This window comes from Paucibacter soli (genome assembly GCF_037482845.1).
GTDB lineage: Bacteria > Pseudomonadota > Gammaproteobacteria > Burkholderiales > Burkholderiaceae_C > Paucibacter_B > Paucibacter_B soli.
The window spans coordinates 1-14,368 of record NZ_JBBHJW010000015.1 but is presented as its reverse complement, the minus strand read 5'-3'; the positions used below and the strand labels follow the sequence as shown (position 1 = coordinate 14,368).

General features: G+C 60.3%; 16 protein-coding genes and 1 pseudogene. 7 read left to right on the top strand and 10 right to left on the bottom strand.

Annotated elements, in window-relative coordinates:
- Positions 1 to 142: 142 nt before the first annotated feature.
- The 7 genes from WG898_RS24140 to WG898_RS24110 all read right to left on the bottom strand — a co-directional run bounded on the left by WG898_RS24140 (position 143) and on the right by WG898_RS24110 (position 6,223).
- Positions 143 to 784, bottom strand: a complete 642-nt coding sequence (locus WG898_RS24140) for a hypothetical protein (RefSeq protein WP_339605330.1) — start codon at positions 782 to 784, stop codon at positions 143 to 145.
- A gap of 419 nt (positions 785 to 1,203) precedes the next feature.
- Positions 1,204 to 1,737: a hypothetical protein gene (locus tag WG898_RS24135; protein WP_339605329.1), complete on the bottom strand. Its 534-nt coding sequence runs from the start codon at positions 1,735 to 1,737 to the stop codon at positions 1,204 to 1,206.
- Entirely contained in the window at positions 1,712 to 2,686 is a 975-nt protein-coding gene (locus tag WG898_RS24130; protein ID WP_339605328.1) for an IS481 family transposase, read from the bottom strand. Before WG898_RS24130 ends, WG898_RS24135 begins: the two co-directional genes overlap by 26 nt.
- Positions 2,683 to 2,910, bottom strand: coding sequence for a hypothetical protein (locus WG898_RS24125; protein ID WP_339605327.1), 228 nt, complete (start codon positions 2,908 to 2,910; stop codon positions 2,683 to 2,685). The genes WG898_RS24130 and WG898_RS24125 overlap by 4 nt, the downstream gene beginning before the upstream one ends.
- 5 nt (positions 2,911 to 2,915) lie before the next feature.
- Positions 2,916 to 3,674 carry a helix-turn-helix transcriptional regulator gene (locus WG898_RS24120; RefSeq protein ID WP_339605326.1) on the bottom strand — a complete coding sequence of 253 codons (759 nt, stop codon included), beginning with the start codon at positions 3,672 to 3,674 and terminating at the stop codon, positions 2,916 to 2,918.
- A 592-nt stretch (positions 3,675 to 4,266) separates the two neighbouring features.
- The gene (locus WG898_RS24115) at positions 4,267 to 5,520 is read right to left on the bottom strand and encodes a DNA methyltransferase (RefSeq protein ID WP_339605325.1); all 1,254 of its coding nucleotides are present in this window, start codon (positions 5,518 to 5,520) and stop codon (positions 4,267 to 4,269) included.
- Entirely contained in the window at positions 5,513 to 6,223 is a 711-nt protein-coding gene (locus WG898_RS24110) for a hypothetical protein (protein WP_339605324.1), read from the bottom strand. The genes WG898_RS24115 and WG898_RS24110 overlap by 8 nt, the downstream gene beginning before the upstream one ends.
- A 104-nt stretch (positions 6,224 to 6,327) precedes the next feature.
- Between WG898_RS24110 and WG898_RS24105 the strand changes: the two genes are divergently transcribed.
- Positions 6,328 to 6,669, top strand: a complete 342-nt coding sequence (locus tag WG898_RS24105; protein WP_339605323.1) for a hypothetical protein — start codon at positions 6,328 to 6,330, stop codon at positions 6,667 to 6,669.
- A 202-nt stretch (positions 6,670 to 6,871) separates the two neighbouring features.
- On the opposite strand, the gene WG898_RS24100 is transcribed toward WG898_RS24105, so the two are convergent.
- Positions 6,872 to 7,261, bottom strand: coding sequence for a hypothetical protein (locus tag WG898_RS24100; RefSeq protein WP_339605322.1), 390 nt, complete (start codon positions 7,259 to 7,261; stop codon positions 6,872 to 6,874).
- 266 nt (positions 7,262 to 7,527) lie between these two features.
- On the opposite strand from WG898_RS24100, the gene WG898_RS24095 reads away from it, so the two are divergent.
- The gene (locus WG898_RS24095; protein ID WP_339605321.1) at positions 7,528 to 7,806 is read left to right on the top strand and encodes a hypothetical protein; all 279 of its coding nucleotides are present in this window, start codon (positions 7,528 to 7,530) and stop codon (positions 7,804 to 7,806) included.
- 68 nt (positions 7,807 to 7,874) lie between these two features.
- Positions 7,875 to 8,219 (top strand): hypothetical protein, encoded by a 345-nt coding sequence (locus tag WG898_RS24090; protein ID WP_339605320.1) that lies wholly within the window; start codon positions 7,875 to 7,877, stop codon positions 8,217 to 8,219.
- Positions 8,220 to 8,481: 262 nt separating this feature from the next.
- Here WG898_RS24090 and istB read toward each other — a convergent pair.
- Positions 8,482 to 9,280: pseudogene (gene istB, locus WG898_RS24085) on the bottom strand (IS21-like element helper ATPase IstB).
- Positions 9,273 to 10,793, bottom strand: a complete 1,521-nt coding sequence (gene istA, locus WG898_RS24080) for an IS21 family transposase (RefSeq protein ID WP_339605319.1) — start codon at positions 10,791 to 10,793, stop codon at positions 9,273 to 9,275. The pseudogene istB and the gene istA overlap by 8 nt, the downstream one beginning before the upstream one ends.
- Positions 10,794 to 11,005: 212 nt before the next feature.
- Here istA and WG898_RS24075 point away from each other — a divergent pair, with 212 nt between their 5' ends.
- The 4 genes from WG898_RS24075 (at position 11,006) to WG898_RS24060 (ending at position 14,312) form a co-directional block, all read left to right on the top strand.
- Entirely contained in the window at positions 11,006 to 11,947 is a 942-nt protein-coding gene (locus WG898_RS24075; protein ID WP_339605318.1) for an H-NS family nucleoid-associated regulatory protein, read from the top strand.
- A gap of 217 nt (positions 11,948 to 12,164) precedes the next feature.
- Positions 12,165 to 12,590, top strand: a complete 426-nt coding sequence (locus tag WG898_RS24070) for a hypothetical protein (protein ID WP_339605317.1) — start codon at positions 12,165 to 12,167, stop codon at positions 12,588 to 12,590.
- 19 nt (positions 12,591 to 12,609) lie between these two features.
- Positions 12,610 to 13,065 carry a hypothetical protein gene (locus tag WG898_RS24065; protein ID WP_339605316.1) on the top strand — a complete coding sequence of 152 codons (456 nt, stop codon included), beginning with the start codon at positions 12,610 to 12,612 and terminating at the stop codon, positions 13,063 to 13,065.
- A gap of 89 nt (positions 13,066 to 13,154) precedes the next feature.
- Complete coding sequence (locus WG898_RS24060; RefSeq protein ID WP_339605315.1) at positions 13,155 to 14,312, top strand: hypothetical protein; 1,158 nt, start codon at positions 13,155 to 13,157, stop codon at positions 14,310 to 14,312.
- The last annotated feature ends 56 nt before the right edge of the window (positions 14,313 to 14,368 follow it).

Below are 14,368 nucleotides of genomic sequence, written 5' to 3'. Positions count from 1 at the left end.
GGTCTGTGCGCCGGCGCCAAACAGCGCAAGGCCCAGCAGGAACGGCGCCAACAGGCGCAGGATTCGAGTCAGCATGTTGCCGTCTCCTTTGATGTCGGTTGGTACGGGTGTAAATGATATCATGTAAAATGCGCCCTTTGACTCATGGATGCGGGCGGCGCTTCGGCATCGTTGCTCGGTCCGCGAATTCGTTGACATCCGCAAGCAGTTCGTCGCGGATCTCCAGGTAGATCATGTTTTCCTCTGCAACCTCGCGAGCGGACTCTGGAAGAGTTGCCACGGCCGCGCGAACTTGAGTCATTGATACCTGCAAGCGCCCCATCAAGAAGACGATGTCGTCGATATCAAAGGGTTGAGCGCGTACCAGCTTGGAAGCGATCACGTTCTCGACCGGCGGGTGGACCACCTCAAGATTCCCGGACTTGAACATCGAGGACTCGGACTTCCACTTGCCCACGTTGACCACACCGGGTGTGACCATCTGCAGGTAGAGGCCGTCACGCGGCACGTCGTACTCGCGAGGATCGAAGTGGATGCCGGCCTTCTCGCAGGCCTGGGAGATGTCCGCCAAGTCGACCTCGGATCTGGGCGACCAGATGTCGACGTCTTCTGTCATACGGCCGGGCTGGCCGTACCACATGCCGACGCTCGATCCGATCAGGACCAAGCGCGTAGGCTTCTGGAGAAACTCACCGACGCGCATGAGCGCGGTCTGCACAGAGCGCCAGTCATTGGCGGTCGCGGGATTGCGCAGAGTTGAAGTGCCGACGGCGGGCTTTAGCACGCTCGTCTCCTTGTGGTGTTGAGGAATTCAGCTGACATACAGAATACCATATACACCATTTGGTGCGCAATCATGTGCCTACGGCGTCATTCGATAGAAGATGCCGCCTCCATGCGCCACCGAAGGCTGGGAGACGTGCCATCGAAGAAGACATCGAACTCTCGCTCAGATCGCTCAACAATCTGACTCCGCCCAAAACAGCCATTCCTGGCAATCAGCTGCACTTCCGTTGACTCGGAGAACAGGGTTCGAGCGAACGATAGCGCGGCTTCCTTCGCCTCAGCGCCGGTTCGGTGAGGACGCCCTTTCCCGTACGGGAACTCTCGCTCCTGTCGATCAACCGTGTATGCCTCAGGACCGTAGTGCGGCACCCGGACACGACGACAGGCCTGGACGACGATCTTGAATCTTGACATCGGTCAGACTCCCCAGACTTTGGGATTCTCGGAGGCCGTTGTCTGATGCACACGCAGTCCGCGCGCCAAATAGCCTTCCACAGCCTCATCAAGGCCGACAAGGCTCCAGACGTCTGGGCCTTCACCAATCGCCGGCACCGAACGCCGTTCAAGCTGCATCAAGCCTTCGGCAATCAGCGACAAGGGGAGAGGCTCCAGGGAGCCCCACCAATGCGTTGGGGTTGCGCCCCAACCGAGGCCAGCAGTGACCATTGCTGCCGCTTCAGAAGGCGCGATATGAGCGACACTTTGAATCTTGCCCCACTGGAAGAGCTTGATCTGAGCCCCCGAGCGCTTCGCGAGCGCCGCCGGAATCACACGAAACCGGAAGATACCTCCGGCGATTTCATGCAACTCACGAAGTGCAGGGCGCCTGAAGGTCTCGCCACCGTCAGTGGAGATCACCTTGTTGGCAGTCGGTTCCCAAACTGGATTCTCAGAGAACCAGAGCACAGGCTTTTCGCGTCGCTGCTTAGCTGTCAAGACCCGCCTGTTCATACACCCGTTTGTTGAACAGGTCCGGCTTTTCCGAACGCCATTTCTTGAGTGCCTGAACCGGGGTCTGATGCGCCAGCGCGCGTTGAGGAATGGCGTGGTTGTAGGTCTTGAGATAGGCGTTGAGCGTCTGTTCCAACTGCGCTGCTGAACCGAATCGCGTCTGGCGCACGACCTCGCTGATGCGCCCATTGAAGCGCTCCACCATGCCGTTGGTCTGCGGGTGGCGAGGCGGGCACAGGCGGTGCTCGATGCCCAGTGCCTGGCACCTCACGTCAAACTTGTGCCGCCCTGTGGGCTCGCGCTTCTTGCTGGTGAAGCGGTCAGTGAACTGGCTGCCGTTGTCGGTCAGCACCTTGGCGATCTTCATCGGCGCGGCTTCATGCAGCCGTTCCAGGAAGTCCACGCTGCTGTCCTCGCCCTGGTCGGCGTAGATGCGCAGGAACACCCAGCGCGTGGCGCGGTCGATGGCCACGAACAGGTAGCGCCTTGCAGCCTCGTCTGGCATCTGTGGCAGGTACTTGATGTCCACGTGCATAAAGCCCGGCTCGTAGTCCCTGAATGTCTTGGTCGGCTTGTCGCCCTCGTCCGACGCAGCGGCCTGGATGTCGCGCAAATTGCTCACACCGTGGCGACGCAGGCAGCGATCCAACCCCGAGCGTGAGACCTCGGGGTGGATGAACTGCCGAACCACTGTCAGCAAGTCGTCCAGCGGGATCAGCGTGAGCCGACGCAACTCGGCGACGATGAGCTCCTGGCCTTCACTGAGCGTGGTGGCGAGCCTGTGCGGGCGATGCGAGCGATCCTGCGTGCCGTCGCGGCCCTTCCACTTGGCGATGGTGGCGCGGCTGACGTTGTACTGCTGGGCGAGCTCGGCCTGGCTCAGCACCGAGGCTTGGATCTCGGCTCGGATCAACGGAGTGGTGCGGGCTCGGGCGTGGACTTGGCTCATGCGGCAATCTGACTTCGGCGTTGATCGGCTTGAAGCGATTGCACCAGCCCTCGCATCACGTCTCGGGCTTTGAACAGCGCCCAACTCCTGAAGGGCAAATGATCACATGGGATGCAACACTTAGCCAGGCCAAAGCCCTTGGGCTCCAATCGACCCGAATCCGCAATCTGCTTCAGCTTGGGACCGACGGTGTAGTGGTAGAGGTACTCAGGAATCTTGCTCATGAATTTCAAATATCACACGCACAAAGGAACCACAAGGGCCCTGAAGCCCGGCCCGGTCGATCCTCCTGAGGACATTTCCGTATCCGCTTTGGCGCGTTACCTGCCGAGAAAGCAGTATTGTCCATGCATCGATTGGCCTCGATTTGCCAAGGCAGACGAGACACAAGGCTGGCGAGCACATGCCGATTGCTGGAGCCAAGACCCGATGAAGTTGCAACCAAGTTGGAATGAATGCTCATCGGGTCCCAGAGCGCAGTGACACCAAAAGAGATCACAGTCCAGAACCAGCAGAGTCCAATGTATCCAGAAGGGGTGTCCACACTCCAAAACGAATAACCAACCAAGGGAGGGGGCGACGCAGTATTCGATAGAGAGTCGCTGTCAAATATCTGAGTCTCGACGTGCTCAAACTGAAGGGACTCCACCGATTCGAGGGGGATGAGAACGGCTGGCCAAGTGGTTGGATCCACCGGCAGAACGCCCGGGTGGCCTGAAGCAGAGGCCCGAGCTGCGTCAGCTTGGGAATCAATGGAAACGATCTCCAACATCCCAAGGCGGCTAGCTTTCATGGCCGCAACGAACTTATTCGGCGCGTCCATCTTGACAACGGCCGCGCGCAACATTTTGGAGGCCGTATTGGGCGATGCACCCAAGAGTTTGGCCGTCTCTTTTGCGGTCTTGCCGCGAAGCGCCCAAAGCAAATACTCGCGCTCACGCTTGGTGAGAGAGTACAAGGAATAGGAATCAGCGGGTTTCGAATTCACGTATAGAAGCCTTGCGCCTGACATCTAGCGGGCGCCCGCAGCCACGAGGGGCGTCAGTCAAGCGCATGTCGCTGAAATCATCCAGGGAGGTAGAGAATTGCTTGAGAGCTTCATGAGCCCTGAAGAGCCAACTCTTCCTCAACAATGATTCCATTTGAACATCACCGCCTGGTTGCCCTATGTGGCGATTGAAGTCCTGATCTATCACTATCATCTCCACCCGTCTTTGTCGACGCTTTGTCGATCTATCGATGTGATGAATTGAAACCTAGATCAGCGACACCGGACACTGTCAGGAGAGGTACTTGACGGTCGCAAGAATTTCAAGTAGCGCGACTGTTCGGCTCATGTGCCCCACGAGATGGGCAGGACAACATGGCGGGCCACACAATCGAAATCGAGTGAGAATGGCCCTCAAATACGTTCGGCAAAAAATTCGCGCAGCGAGTCAACACCACCTTGCAGAAGGACGATCCGCGTTGCAGGAACGGATTGAACCTGAAATCGAAAAGCCCGAAAACTGACAAGCGTCAAGAGCTTGAGGTAGAACAGGTTCCAGGCTCGCGTGATGCAAACAAGCATAAAGCGTGAACTATTCCACCATCTGCGAGCTGAAACGGAACTTGCCGTTCCAAACGTACTCGGCGTAGATCTCCGATGTGGCCCATAAGCGCCCCAGGAGTTCGGCGGCTTTGGCTGTGGTTTGTGTTCCGCCGAAAGGGTCCACGATCAGATCTCCAGGTCTGGAAAGCCACTTCACCAAGAATATAGCTAGTGCGAGCGGCATCGATGCGCCGTGGACCGGCAGGCCGGCCGCCTTTGCCATCTTTCGCATGCTGCGCTGATCGGCGCAAGAGTGCCCATAGCGAAGAACATTCTTCGGAATCCGACCAGCGGTCTCATTGCCATAGGAGCCCTGGTAGACACGGTAGGAGCCGTCAGAGTTGCTGCGCGCACGTTGCTCGCCACCGCGCTCGATGAGCTTCTTGTGCGTCTCGGTGTGAGGCTGGAGAACACGGCGATTGTCGGCGAAGCACTTCAAAGGGTCGTTGCAGAAGACCAGGATCGGCTCGTACCCGACGTTGAGCTGCATGCGACGCTTGCTGGCCCACTGGAACGGGCCAGGCGGCTTGCTCGGGTTCTCCCAAATGACCTGATCGAGCAACGACATGCCCAAGCGCTCATACATCGCGATTTCGAACTTCGCGCGATAGAGAGAGCGCGCGGGCGAACCAGGCTCGAAGACGTCGTTCGACAAATTGACTGCGATGGTGCCGCCTGGCAGCAGGCGCTTGACGATAGGTTCGAGCGAGCGACAAACGAAGTCCACCCACTCCTCCTGAGAAGGATTCCCGTAGGCGCGTGGGTTGGCGAGCGGGTAGGGCGGCGAGGTGATGGCAACGGCAATGCTCTCCGTCATCGAGCCAAAGACATCATTGCAAGCACCCCAGAGCGCCACACCAAGCTCAGTCGAGAAGCCGATCATGACCGTCTTAGGCGGCGCCTTGGTCATGTCCTTCTTGTTGCGGTCGGAAAGGCGCCAGGTGCCGCGCTCACTGGGAATTCGCTCAATGATTCCGTGCTGTTTGAGGTGCTGCTGCCACCAGCGGACTCGACGCTTTGCAAGGCTGAAGTGCACTCCATCTTTGCCCACAGGAGCCTTGGCTTCCACTGCGGCGCGATCCAGCAGGCCGTTCTCGATCAACTGCTCGTAGAGGGCATTGTTGGAGAGCGTGTCGGACGACATGTAGGCCTGCAGCATGGATGCAGCAAGACCGCCGCCATCGGGCAACTTCGGAATCTTTGGAGCCGAATCGCCGCCGAGATCTTTGAGAGAATCAAACACAGGAACCAACCTTTGAAGAGTCGACGGATTGAGCAAGATCGACCAGCGTTGGATCGCAGGGCTGGATTTGCTCGGGGAATGCGGTAAAGAGCTTGAGCAGACGAGCGCGCAGCAATCCAATCTCATCTTGCGTGGTGACCGCCTTGTCGCCAACAACTGCGCCAGTGCGAAGCCAATGCGCCCGGATGTCGATCTGCGTGAGCAGGTGGGCCCGGTAGCCACCATGCTGGAGGGAATGGTGCGCATCGGAGATAGCCTGCTCTGGACTCGTGCATGGCGCTGTGCAGGTCAGGTGATGCGGACTAGTGGCGTGAACCCCATCAGAGTCGATGGCTCCGTAATAGGTGCCGTCCTTGAAGTGCCTCGAAACACCATTGGGGTGCATCCAGGGCGTGAGGACAAATCCGGCAACCTCAAGCCGCATCAGCTCAGCATGCGCCGACGACGGATAAATTCGTTGCTCCAGCTGCGAAGGCGAGACCCACTTGAGCGCACTTTCCCAGAGTTTGCTGCGGCTATACGGGGGCCTGAACTTGACCTCGATCAGCACGCGCTTGGCACCAAGCTTGCGAACCACACCCGCGACGCACTGACCCAAACCCCAACCGGACTTCGGCACCTGGACCCAGTTCACGCGATCTCCGACCGCGAAGCGGTGGGAGGTGGATGCAGGCTGGCAAGAGGAGGGGGCGATCTGGCTCATGGTTCATAGTAAATATCATCTGCAGACAAACTTGCCAAGGGCTTGCGCATCGAGGCGGATGTGATATCTGAAAGGCTGACGCAACCAGATTTCGAAGCACCCAAATGAGCACCACCGCACCGGCAGGAAATCAAAATATTGACCTCTCCGCTGTCACGGCGAATCCGCTCCTGAGTCCTGAGCTGGCCGCTCGCATCAAGGCCATGGCCGATGCTGAGCAGCAGCTTCTGCGGCAAGCTGAAGCAATGTGGCAGGAAGAACTACTTCCGCTCTTTCAAGCGAACCAGACTCCAGAGATCTTGAAGGCGCTCCGCCAAGAGATTTCGGCCGCAGCATGTGATCACGAGATGCAGTGCCGAGACCTCCCGGCGCCCATCAGCGTAGGTCTCATGATGCTCGTAGCCGACGCCAAGCGGAATGACGCCAAGCGTCGTCCAGCCCCCTGATTGCAGCGCAAACCAACCGAGATAGAGGCGCCATGAACAACGACACCAAGACCTCCCCGGCAGCACCGGCCCAAATCCCAGGCTCAGCAGAGGGGGATGTGTGGGCGCTGGTCGAGACCCCATAAAGGACAAGGGAGCTCTCGCGTATCGTTGAAGGCTCAAGCCCTCTCAGTCCGCGGAAGATGCCCCCTGGCGCTCGAGCTCAATGCTGCTTTCCTGTCTGGGCAGCTCCCTTGAAAGTCAGCGAGGCGACGTCTCCGCAGGACGGGATGATCTTCTGCGCTGCGAAGCGGGCGCGAGCCTGAACCGCCTTGGAGAGCGTCAGCGCAAATAGGCGTGTGGCTTCGGTTGCTCGGTCACCGAGATCAGCAAACTGCAACTGAGGGTCCTCGAGTAGGTCGTCAATGAATGCGCCAACAAGAACCTGCAGGCGACCGTCGAGGAGCCGAGCTCGCTCTGACGGGGACAATGGATTCGGGCCCGGAGCGACGACCCAGATCCTCGACGATGCCAAGCGACCATCAGGCGCCAGATAGGGCTCGACATCGTTGCTCATTTGGAACCCGAAGTCGGCAAGAGTCTTCTCGGTCAATTCCTGTGTGAGGTCCAGGCCCAACAATTCGAACGCTGCAGACTTTGTTCTGGCAACTGTGACTGATTGGCCGGCCGAGGCCAAACCAAGCAGGTGCACTCTGAGTGTGCGGCGCCTGTCCGCTGTAAGTCGAATCGATTTCGGGGGCTCGGAGGGTGGTCTGCTCATGATGCAATGATGCCCGAGAGTCGTTCGGTCTTGGAGAATATGGTCGGTGATGATATCTATCGATAGATTGACTGGAACCAAGCAGGGAGAGAACGCAGATGAATACGAAAACCGTCGAAAATGAACAGTGCTCGAGTGATCTGGGAGAGGCGAATCTTCCAATGGCCATGGAGCACGTCAGAGCCTGGAATCAGCACTATCCGACAGGAACCCAGGTGCGCTACTTGAAGAGTCCGATGGAAAGCTGTGCCGTTATGAAGACTTCTTCGGAGGCGTACTTGCTTGGCTATCAGGCCGCTGTCGATCTTGAGCGGACGGGGCCCGCACTGCTGATGGAATTGGTCCCCGCGCTTGAGGGTAAACCAGCAAACGATTAAAGAAGACTGTTCGGGCTTGCAAGCGCGAAGCGATGTGATATCTGTAGGTGCAATTGAGGAACTGTCTGATGATCCACGCAGGCCTGGTCACCAAGCTAACTGTCGAGTCCGACGCAAATAAAAGTGCCGGAAGCGCCCCCTCTAACCAAGCAACCCCCGACGACCAGGTGCAGGTAAGTCAAGATGGCTCGACGGTCTGGGTTTTCGCGATGGACGGGTCGACTGTCGGCCGCTTCTCCAAGAGGTTCGGCCTCGATGTCCATACCACGGTGACGGCACAAATGAACGGATCCAAGGAATGCATCCATTGCACCCATGAACCGGCCGGCCACAAAGAGTGGCTGGAGTTCTGTGAGCTCATGAAAAAGCACTACGACATCGAGGTCTCGGTCGAACTCGTTGAGTTTCAGTGACACCATGACATTCCTGAGCAACAAGCCCGCTGACCTCAGCGACGACTACTGGGAGCGTCTGAGCTTAGAGCACCGCACCATGTACGCGATAGTGCGCCCAGAACCCCGCGCTGTTGGCGCCGACCGAATTTTGAGCCACCCTGCCGATCTAAATTTGAGCCAGGGAATATCGCTGCCCGTGAGAGGGTCAGCTGTGGATAAGTGTAGGTCTATGCCTGGTTCGTTGACCTCCTTGCTGTCGTGATGCGCCGGTTGCAACGGCTCAGGCGCCAGCGTCGGCCTTGCCTGTTTTGCGCGCCTGTTCCCTCGCCTTGATCCGCTTCTTCGCCGCCGCCGAGCTGTGCAGGAAGCGATAGCTCTCGTTGCCGGTCTCCACGATGTGGCAGTGGTGCGTGAGGCGGTCCAGCAAGGCGGTGGTCATCTTCGCGTCGCCGAAGACACTGCTCCATTCGGCGAAGTCCAGGTTGGTCGTGATCAGCACGCTGGTGTGCTCGTACAGCCGGCTCAGCAGGTGGAACAGCAAGGCGCCGCCGGCCTGACTGAAGGGCAGGTAGCCCAGCTCGTCAATGATGACCAGGTCCATATTCAGCAGGCTCACCGCCAGCCGTCCGGCCTTCCCCTGCGCCTTCTCCTGCTCCAGCAGGTTGACCAGATCCACCGTCGAGTAAAACCGCACCCGCTTGGCCGTGGTGCGTGATGCCGGACACGCCGATGGCCGTGGCCAGGTGCGTCTTGCCCGTGCCAGGCCCGCCCATGAAGACGGCGTTCTGCCCGGTCTCGGTGAAGCTCAGCTGCGCCAGCGTGTGGATGAGCTTGCCGTCCACCGCCGAGCCCTCGAAGTCGAAGCCCGCCAGGTCACGGTGCAGCGGGAATTTGGCCACGTGCATCTGGTGCTTGACCGAACGCATGCCGCGATCAACGACCTCGGCCTGCAAGAGTCGCTCGATCAGCCAGCGCGAACTCTCCAAGCTCTCGCGGCCGCCTTGCTCCACGAGATCGGCCCAGGCCGCCGCCATGCCGTGCAAGCGCAGGCCCTTGAGTTCCATCAGCACATCACTCATGGTCGACCTCCTCAGCCTGCTGGCGCAGCCGGTCATAGCGCGCCGTGTCGGCCAGCGGCGCGACGCTCGCCTGCAGCGTCGTGACCGCGTTCTCAGGGGCCGGCGCATCGCTCAGCCGGGCCAGTACGTTCACCACATGCTCCACGCTCACACGCCCCGGTGGCCCGGTCTCCAACGCCAGTTCCACCGCCACCAGCACCGCGTCCAGCCCCGCCGTGGGCACGATGGCCAGCACCTGCGCCATCACCCGGTCTCCACCAGGCATGCGCAGCAGCCCGCGGCGCAACTGCTGCAGCGGCTCGGGCATGTCGGCGAAGGGCGCGCCGTTGCGCAAGGCGCCTGGCTTCCTCTGCAGCAAAGGAATGTAGTGCTGCCAGTCGTAGCGGGTCTGGCCCGCTGCACTGAGCCGCTCGTGACGCGCAGCCATGCGGTTGTCGTCGCCCACAATCATCACGCTGTTCGTGTACAGCCGCGTGCTGACCATCTGCCCGGCCAGCTCGCAGGGCACGGAGTAACGATTCCTCGCCACGGACACCAGGCAGGTGCTTGACACCCGCGCCGGCTTCTCTACATAACCGTCAAACGGCTCGGGCATCGGCATCAGGTGCGGCCTCTCGTGCTCCAGCATCTCGGCCACGCTGAACTGTTCGTGCTCGGGGTGCCGGACTTCGCTCCACAGCGCCCGGCACCGCTCGGCCAGCCAGGCATTGAGCTCGGTAAACGAGCCCCAGCGCTGCCGGGCCGCGTCGATCCAGATGCGCCGCCGGCTGTCCTGCACATTCTTCTCGACCACGCCCTTCTCCCAGCCCGAAGCCACGTTGCAGAAGTCCGGGTCGAACAGGTAGTGCGCGCACATCACCGAGAAGCGCGCGTTGACGATGCGGCCCTTGCCCTTCTTGACCTTGTCCACCGCCGTCTTCATGTTGTCGTAGATGCCCCGGCGCGGCACCCCGCCCAGCGCCGCAAAGCTGCGGGTGTGCGCATCAAACAGCATCTCGTGGCCCTGGCCCGGGTAGGCCACCAGCCAGAAGGCCCGGCTCGCGCACAGCTTCATGTGCGAGACCTGCACCCGGTAGTAGATGCCACCCACCACCAAGCCTTCCTCGCTCCAGTCGAACTGGAAGGCCTCGCCGAGCTCGAATGCCAAGGGCACAAAGGCCTTCGTCAACGCCGCCTGACCCTCACCCTGGCGCCAGGCCCGGATGAAGTCGGTGACGCGGCTGTAGCAGCCGGTATAGCCCGCCGCCTTGATCTCCTCAAACAGCGCTCGCCCCGTGCGCCGCTCATGCGCGGGCCGCTTCGCGTCAGCCTTCAAGGCCAGCTTGATCGTCTCCTGATAGGCCGTCAGCTTGCCGTCGCGCTCGCTGCGTTCGTACCTCGGCGACTCCAGCACCGGGCCCCCATGCAGCCACTTGGCCACCGTGTTGCGCGACAGCCCCGTCATCCGCGCAATCTCGCGCTCGCTCTTCTTGCCCCGGCTGTGCAGCCGCCGGATCCTGCCAATCATGTCCATGGTGATCACTCATCAACCCCGCTGCACAAAAAGGCAGCAGGTTAGGTCGAACACCGGCTCAGTTTTAGATCGGCACACCCCTCAGAAGTGGCTCAGTTTTAGGTCGGCGCCAACAGCCAGAGTCTTGAAAACATTCGGAGTCAACATCATTGACAGAGCGTGGTGTATGTAATATCTCAAAGGCAACTGAACTGATTCTCCTGGAGTTGCATATGACCGGCACCAACATCGCTCACATCGGCACCGTCAACGCCATGCTGGCCTCGATGGCAGCTGGCATCGGCTCCGTCATCACCAGCACCCAAGGCGGCCCCGAAGCCAAGCTGGCGGTCGCAGAACAGATGGCGCGTGATCTGGTGATCGCTGAACAAGCCATCGCAGCGCACATCATCGTCGCCAAGGATGCTGTTGCCCAGCGCATCGCGAGCATCCAGGCTGACCTGAACAAGTCCGCTACCGACCGCGTGATCGACCTGCTAAAGAGCGGCGCCATCAGCTTGGAGCAACTGGCTGCTCAAATCGGCGTGGTGTCACCGGTGGTGGCTGTTGCTCCGGCTCCGGCTCCGGCTCCGGCTCCGGCTCCGGCTTCGGTAGTGGCTGCACCAGCGCCTGCCGCAAAGACCGAAGAAGTTGCCAAGCTTCCCCCGGCGATTCGCACCAACTTGGCCCTGCAGGCTGGCTACTTGAATGCTGTGAAGTATCGCGACCCGGCGACGGGTGCCGGCTGGTCTGGCCGCGGCCCGACTCCGAAGTGGCTCAAGGACCTTTGCATTGGTGGCCGCTCCAAGGATGACTTCTTGGTCGTCGAGGCCGGCGCGCAGGCCGCAACAGCACCTGCTGCTGAAGTTCAGGTTCAGGTCAATCCTGAAGCCAAGACTGAAACCAATGCACAGGACAAGCAAGAAGCTGAAGTAGTCGTGGCCCAAGTGCCGGCTTCCGTGGATGCCGCCACCCTGAACGTTGGCGGCGATGTCAAGGCCGTGAGCTTTGATGCCAGCGATATCGACGCCGACTTGAACACCCCCGTCGGGGCCTTCCCTGCAGACGACGACGATATTGGTGAAATCGTCCTGGGCATCTCTTCTGGCCAACTGACCGAAATTGCCAGCGATACGCCGCCTAGCAATGTCCTGGCCTTCAAGGCCGCCGCATAAGCAAAGGCCTCGACCCCATCAACACCAAGGGGGCGCAAGCCCCTTTCGGCGTTTCCAGCCCGGGGCATCGGCGCCTCAACAAAAGCAACCCCTTCGCCATTCGCGAAATTTCCACTCTCCCCCTTGCCAGCTCGCCAAAGCCCGATAGGGCATCGAAAACTGCCCCTGGGCAGATGGCCAAGCATGTGATATCCCTCTTTGGGATTGGAACAGCCTCATGAATCACCTCGACCGCATCAAAACCTCCATCGACGCAGCAATCGGACCCACGTCCAGCATTCCGGTAAAGGACCAGCGTCAGCTTGTCCAGGCGCTGACCCAGCTCTTGGGCCTGGATGGCGCTGCACTAGCCGCGCCAGAGTTGGAATCGGCAGCCTCAGCTGGGGAGCCTGCGTTCAACTACTTCCAGGCCTGCCTGGGTGACTCCTTCAACCTGACCCATCTAGGTCCGCACGAGGCGGTTCACCCGGTCCGCGTGAAGGAGGTCCTGGCCGAGTTTGCTGGCACACGTGCGGCCGATGTAATTGCCTCCCTGGTCCGAGACCGGGAGCTGAGTCGTCTGCGCGAAGATCGATGGTCGGCAGAGCTGATCGAACTTCGGGCCGCGCGGATCATCAACACGACATCGCAAAGTCAGCGATGAATGCCTGAGGGGATGCTCTATGGCCACCAAAATTGAGAAGCTGATGCGCCGCCTGGTCAAGGCGGAGATCCTGTTATCAGAAAACCCGAAGCACCGGGAAGCGCGCGCCATCCGTGCGGAGATCAAGAAGCAGATCAAGGTCATCGCCAACAAGCTCAGCGCTGGCAATGAGCAAGTCCAACTGAGCCTCCCAATCGCTGCGGCCTGGGGTGCCTTTCACCATGATGGCTCTGCGCACCTATTCCAGCAGAGGGAGGCGGCAGAGGCCTTCGGCCCGCCGGCGGCGCTCTTCACGCACCCATGGCAGATGCCTTTGCCCCAAACCCTTGCTGGAATCTTTGCCTTGGAGATGGAGAAGGCCGGGCTTTCGCTAACAGAGGAAGTGAAGGCTGCATGCCTGAAGATGATGGGCGCGGCGATCACTGCTGCAGCCGATCCGGTCCTTGGCGGGTTGGTCCAGGCCCAGGATGCTTGAAGAATGAGCAGCTAAGGCTGCTCTAGTGCAAGCTGGCAGACAGGAGGAGCTGTGTACATGATATATTATGCGAATAGCTTAACTCAAACATGACTCATCAAATCGCCAAGCGGAATATCGAAGCCAGGGTGGTTCGTCCAATGGCGATTCGGCTCGCTCGCTTGATCGAGCTGATGAGTCGCTACTGGGTAGACCCAGAGCTGGCCTCATCGGATGCCAAGGAACGCCGCCTGGCGATCACCAAGGCCTACCTGGTCAACGCACTCGGGCTGACCATGCTGGTGGAGTCTCGGTACACCGAGGACCACGGTGAGAAGCAGATCCACCACCTGCCCAGGCAGGCTCCCGAGGTTGTGGCCGCGGGAATTGAGTTTCTGTCCGAGCACGAAGTGCAGCACGGCGTAGCCGACGCCTTGCGCGCTCTGGTCAACCGCCACCCATACGCGGATGGCGGTCTGCCGGAGAAGCCGGACTACACTCTCGAGGAGGCGCGCGCCAAGGGACTCAAACGTCGTCGCGGTCCCGAGGCGGTCAACCGGAAGCAGGAAGCTTTCAAGCTCATCTGCGAGGGCTGGGTCAGCAACAAGGAATGGGCTGAGCAAACTGGCAGCACGCGACTCTCTGAATACATCCGGCAACTGAAAGAGGACGACAAGCTCGACGTGAGCGTCGACTACAGGCAGTCCGAATCCGACACAAATCAGAAGTACGCCTACTATCATTTCTACGAGAACGATGGTGAGCGCGCGGCCTGGAACGAAGCTCAGGCGATCAAAGAGTTCATGCAGAACGAGGCCCTGGCCAAGAAGGCCGAGGAGGCTGCCCGCGACAGAATGGCCACGAGGGTGGCGGCTCGCCGAGCCCGCGCTGGATCCCTCTCTGGGGCGACGCAGCGGTACGGCGGCTGGCAGAAGCCGGCGCCCGGCATGCAGCCGCAACCAGGAAAGCCCCGGACCCTGTTCAAGGCTCCAGAGACGCCGGTGGCTCGCACGCCGCCGCCGGCGGCCGCCATGAACCGCCTGCAGTCCCTGCAGCAGCGCATCAGCCCTCCCGAGGACATCAGCGCACCAGGCATCCCGGCCGCAGAACTGAATCGGCTGAAGCCCAATGCGGCGAGCCGAGAGGTCGTTCAGCTCGGCGACAACCGCTACAGCCGCAGGTTCACTCCGGGCGAGAAGGACTCGCAAGGCAAGGTCACCAGTTGGAAAGCCGAGTGGATCCTGATGGATGGGCCACAAACCGCCTGAGCACGTGGTGCGACAACTGAATACAGAAGCAAATGAGAAGGATGCCCGCGAGTAGT

Coding starts and splice junctions, on each gene's coding strand:
- WG898_RS24135 (WP_339605329.1), bottom strand. CDS start 1,737: ATGAACAGGCGGGTCTTGACAGCTAAGCAGCGACGCGAAAAGCCTGTG.
- WG898_RS24130 (WP_339605328.1), bottom strand. CDS start 2,686: ATGAGCCAAGTCCACGCCCGAGCCCGCACCACTCCGTTGATCCGAGCC.
- WG898_RS24125 (WP_339605327.1), bottom strand. CDS start 2,910: ATGAGCAAGATTCCTGAGTACCTCTACCACTACACCGTCGGTCCCAAG.
- WG898_RS24110 (WP_339605324.1), bottom strand. CDS start 6,223: ATGAGCCAGATCGCCCCCTCCTCTTGCCAGCCTGCATCCACCTCCCAC.
- WG898_RS24105 (WP_339605323.1), top strand. CDS start 6,328: ATGAGCACCACCGCACCGGCAGGAAATCAAAATATTGACCTCTCCGCT.
- WG898_RS24095 (WP_339605321.1), top strand. CDS start 7,528: ATGAATACGAAAACCGTCGAAAATGAACAGTGCTCGAGTGATCTGGGA.
- WG898_RS24090 (WP_339605320.1), top strand. CDS start 7,875: ATGATCCACGCAGGCCTGGTCACCAAGCTAACTGTCGAGTCCGACGCA.
- istA (WP_339605319.1), bottom strand. CDS start 10,793: ATGGACATGATTGGCAGGATCCGGCGGCTGCACAGCCGGGGCAAGAAG.
- WG898_RS24075 (WP_339605318.1), top strand. CDS start 11,006: ATGACCGGCACCAACATCGCTCACATCGGCACCGTCAACGCCATGCTG.
- WG898_RS24070 (WP_339605317.1), top strand. CDS start 12,165: ATGAATCACCTCGACCGCATCAAAACCTCCATCGACGCAGCAATCGGA.
- WG898_RS24065 (WP_339605316.1), top strand. CDS start 12,610: ATGGCCACCAAAATTGAGAAGCTGATGCGCCGCCTGGTCAAGGCGGAG.
- WG898_RS24060 (WP_339605315.1), top strand. CDS start 13,155: ATGACTCATCAAATCGCCAAGCGGAATATCGAAGCCAGGGTGGTTCGT.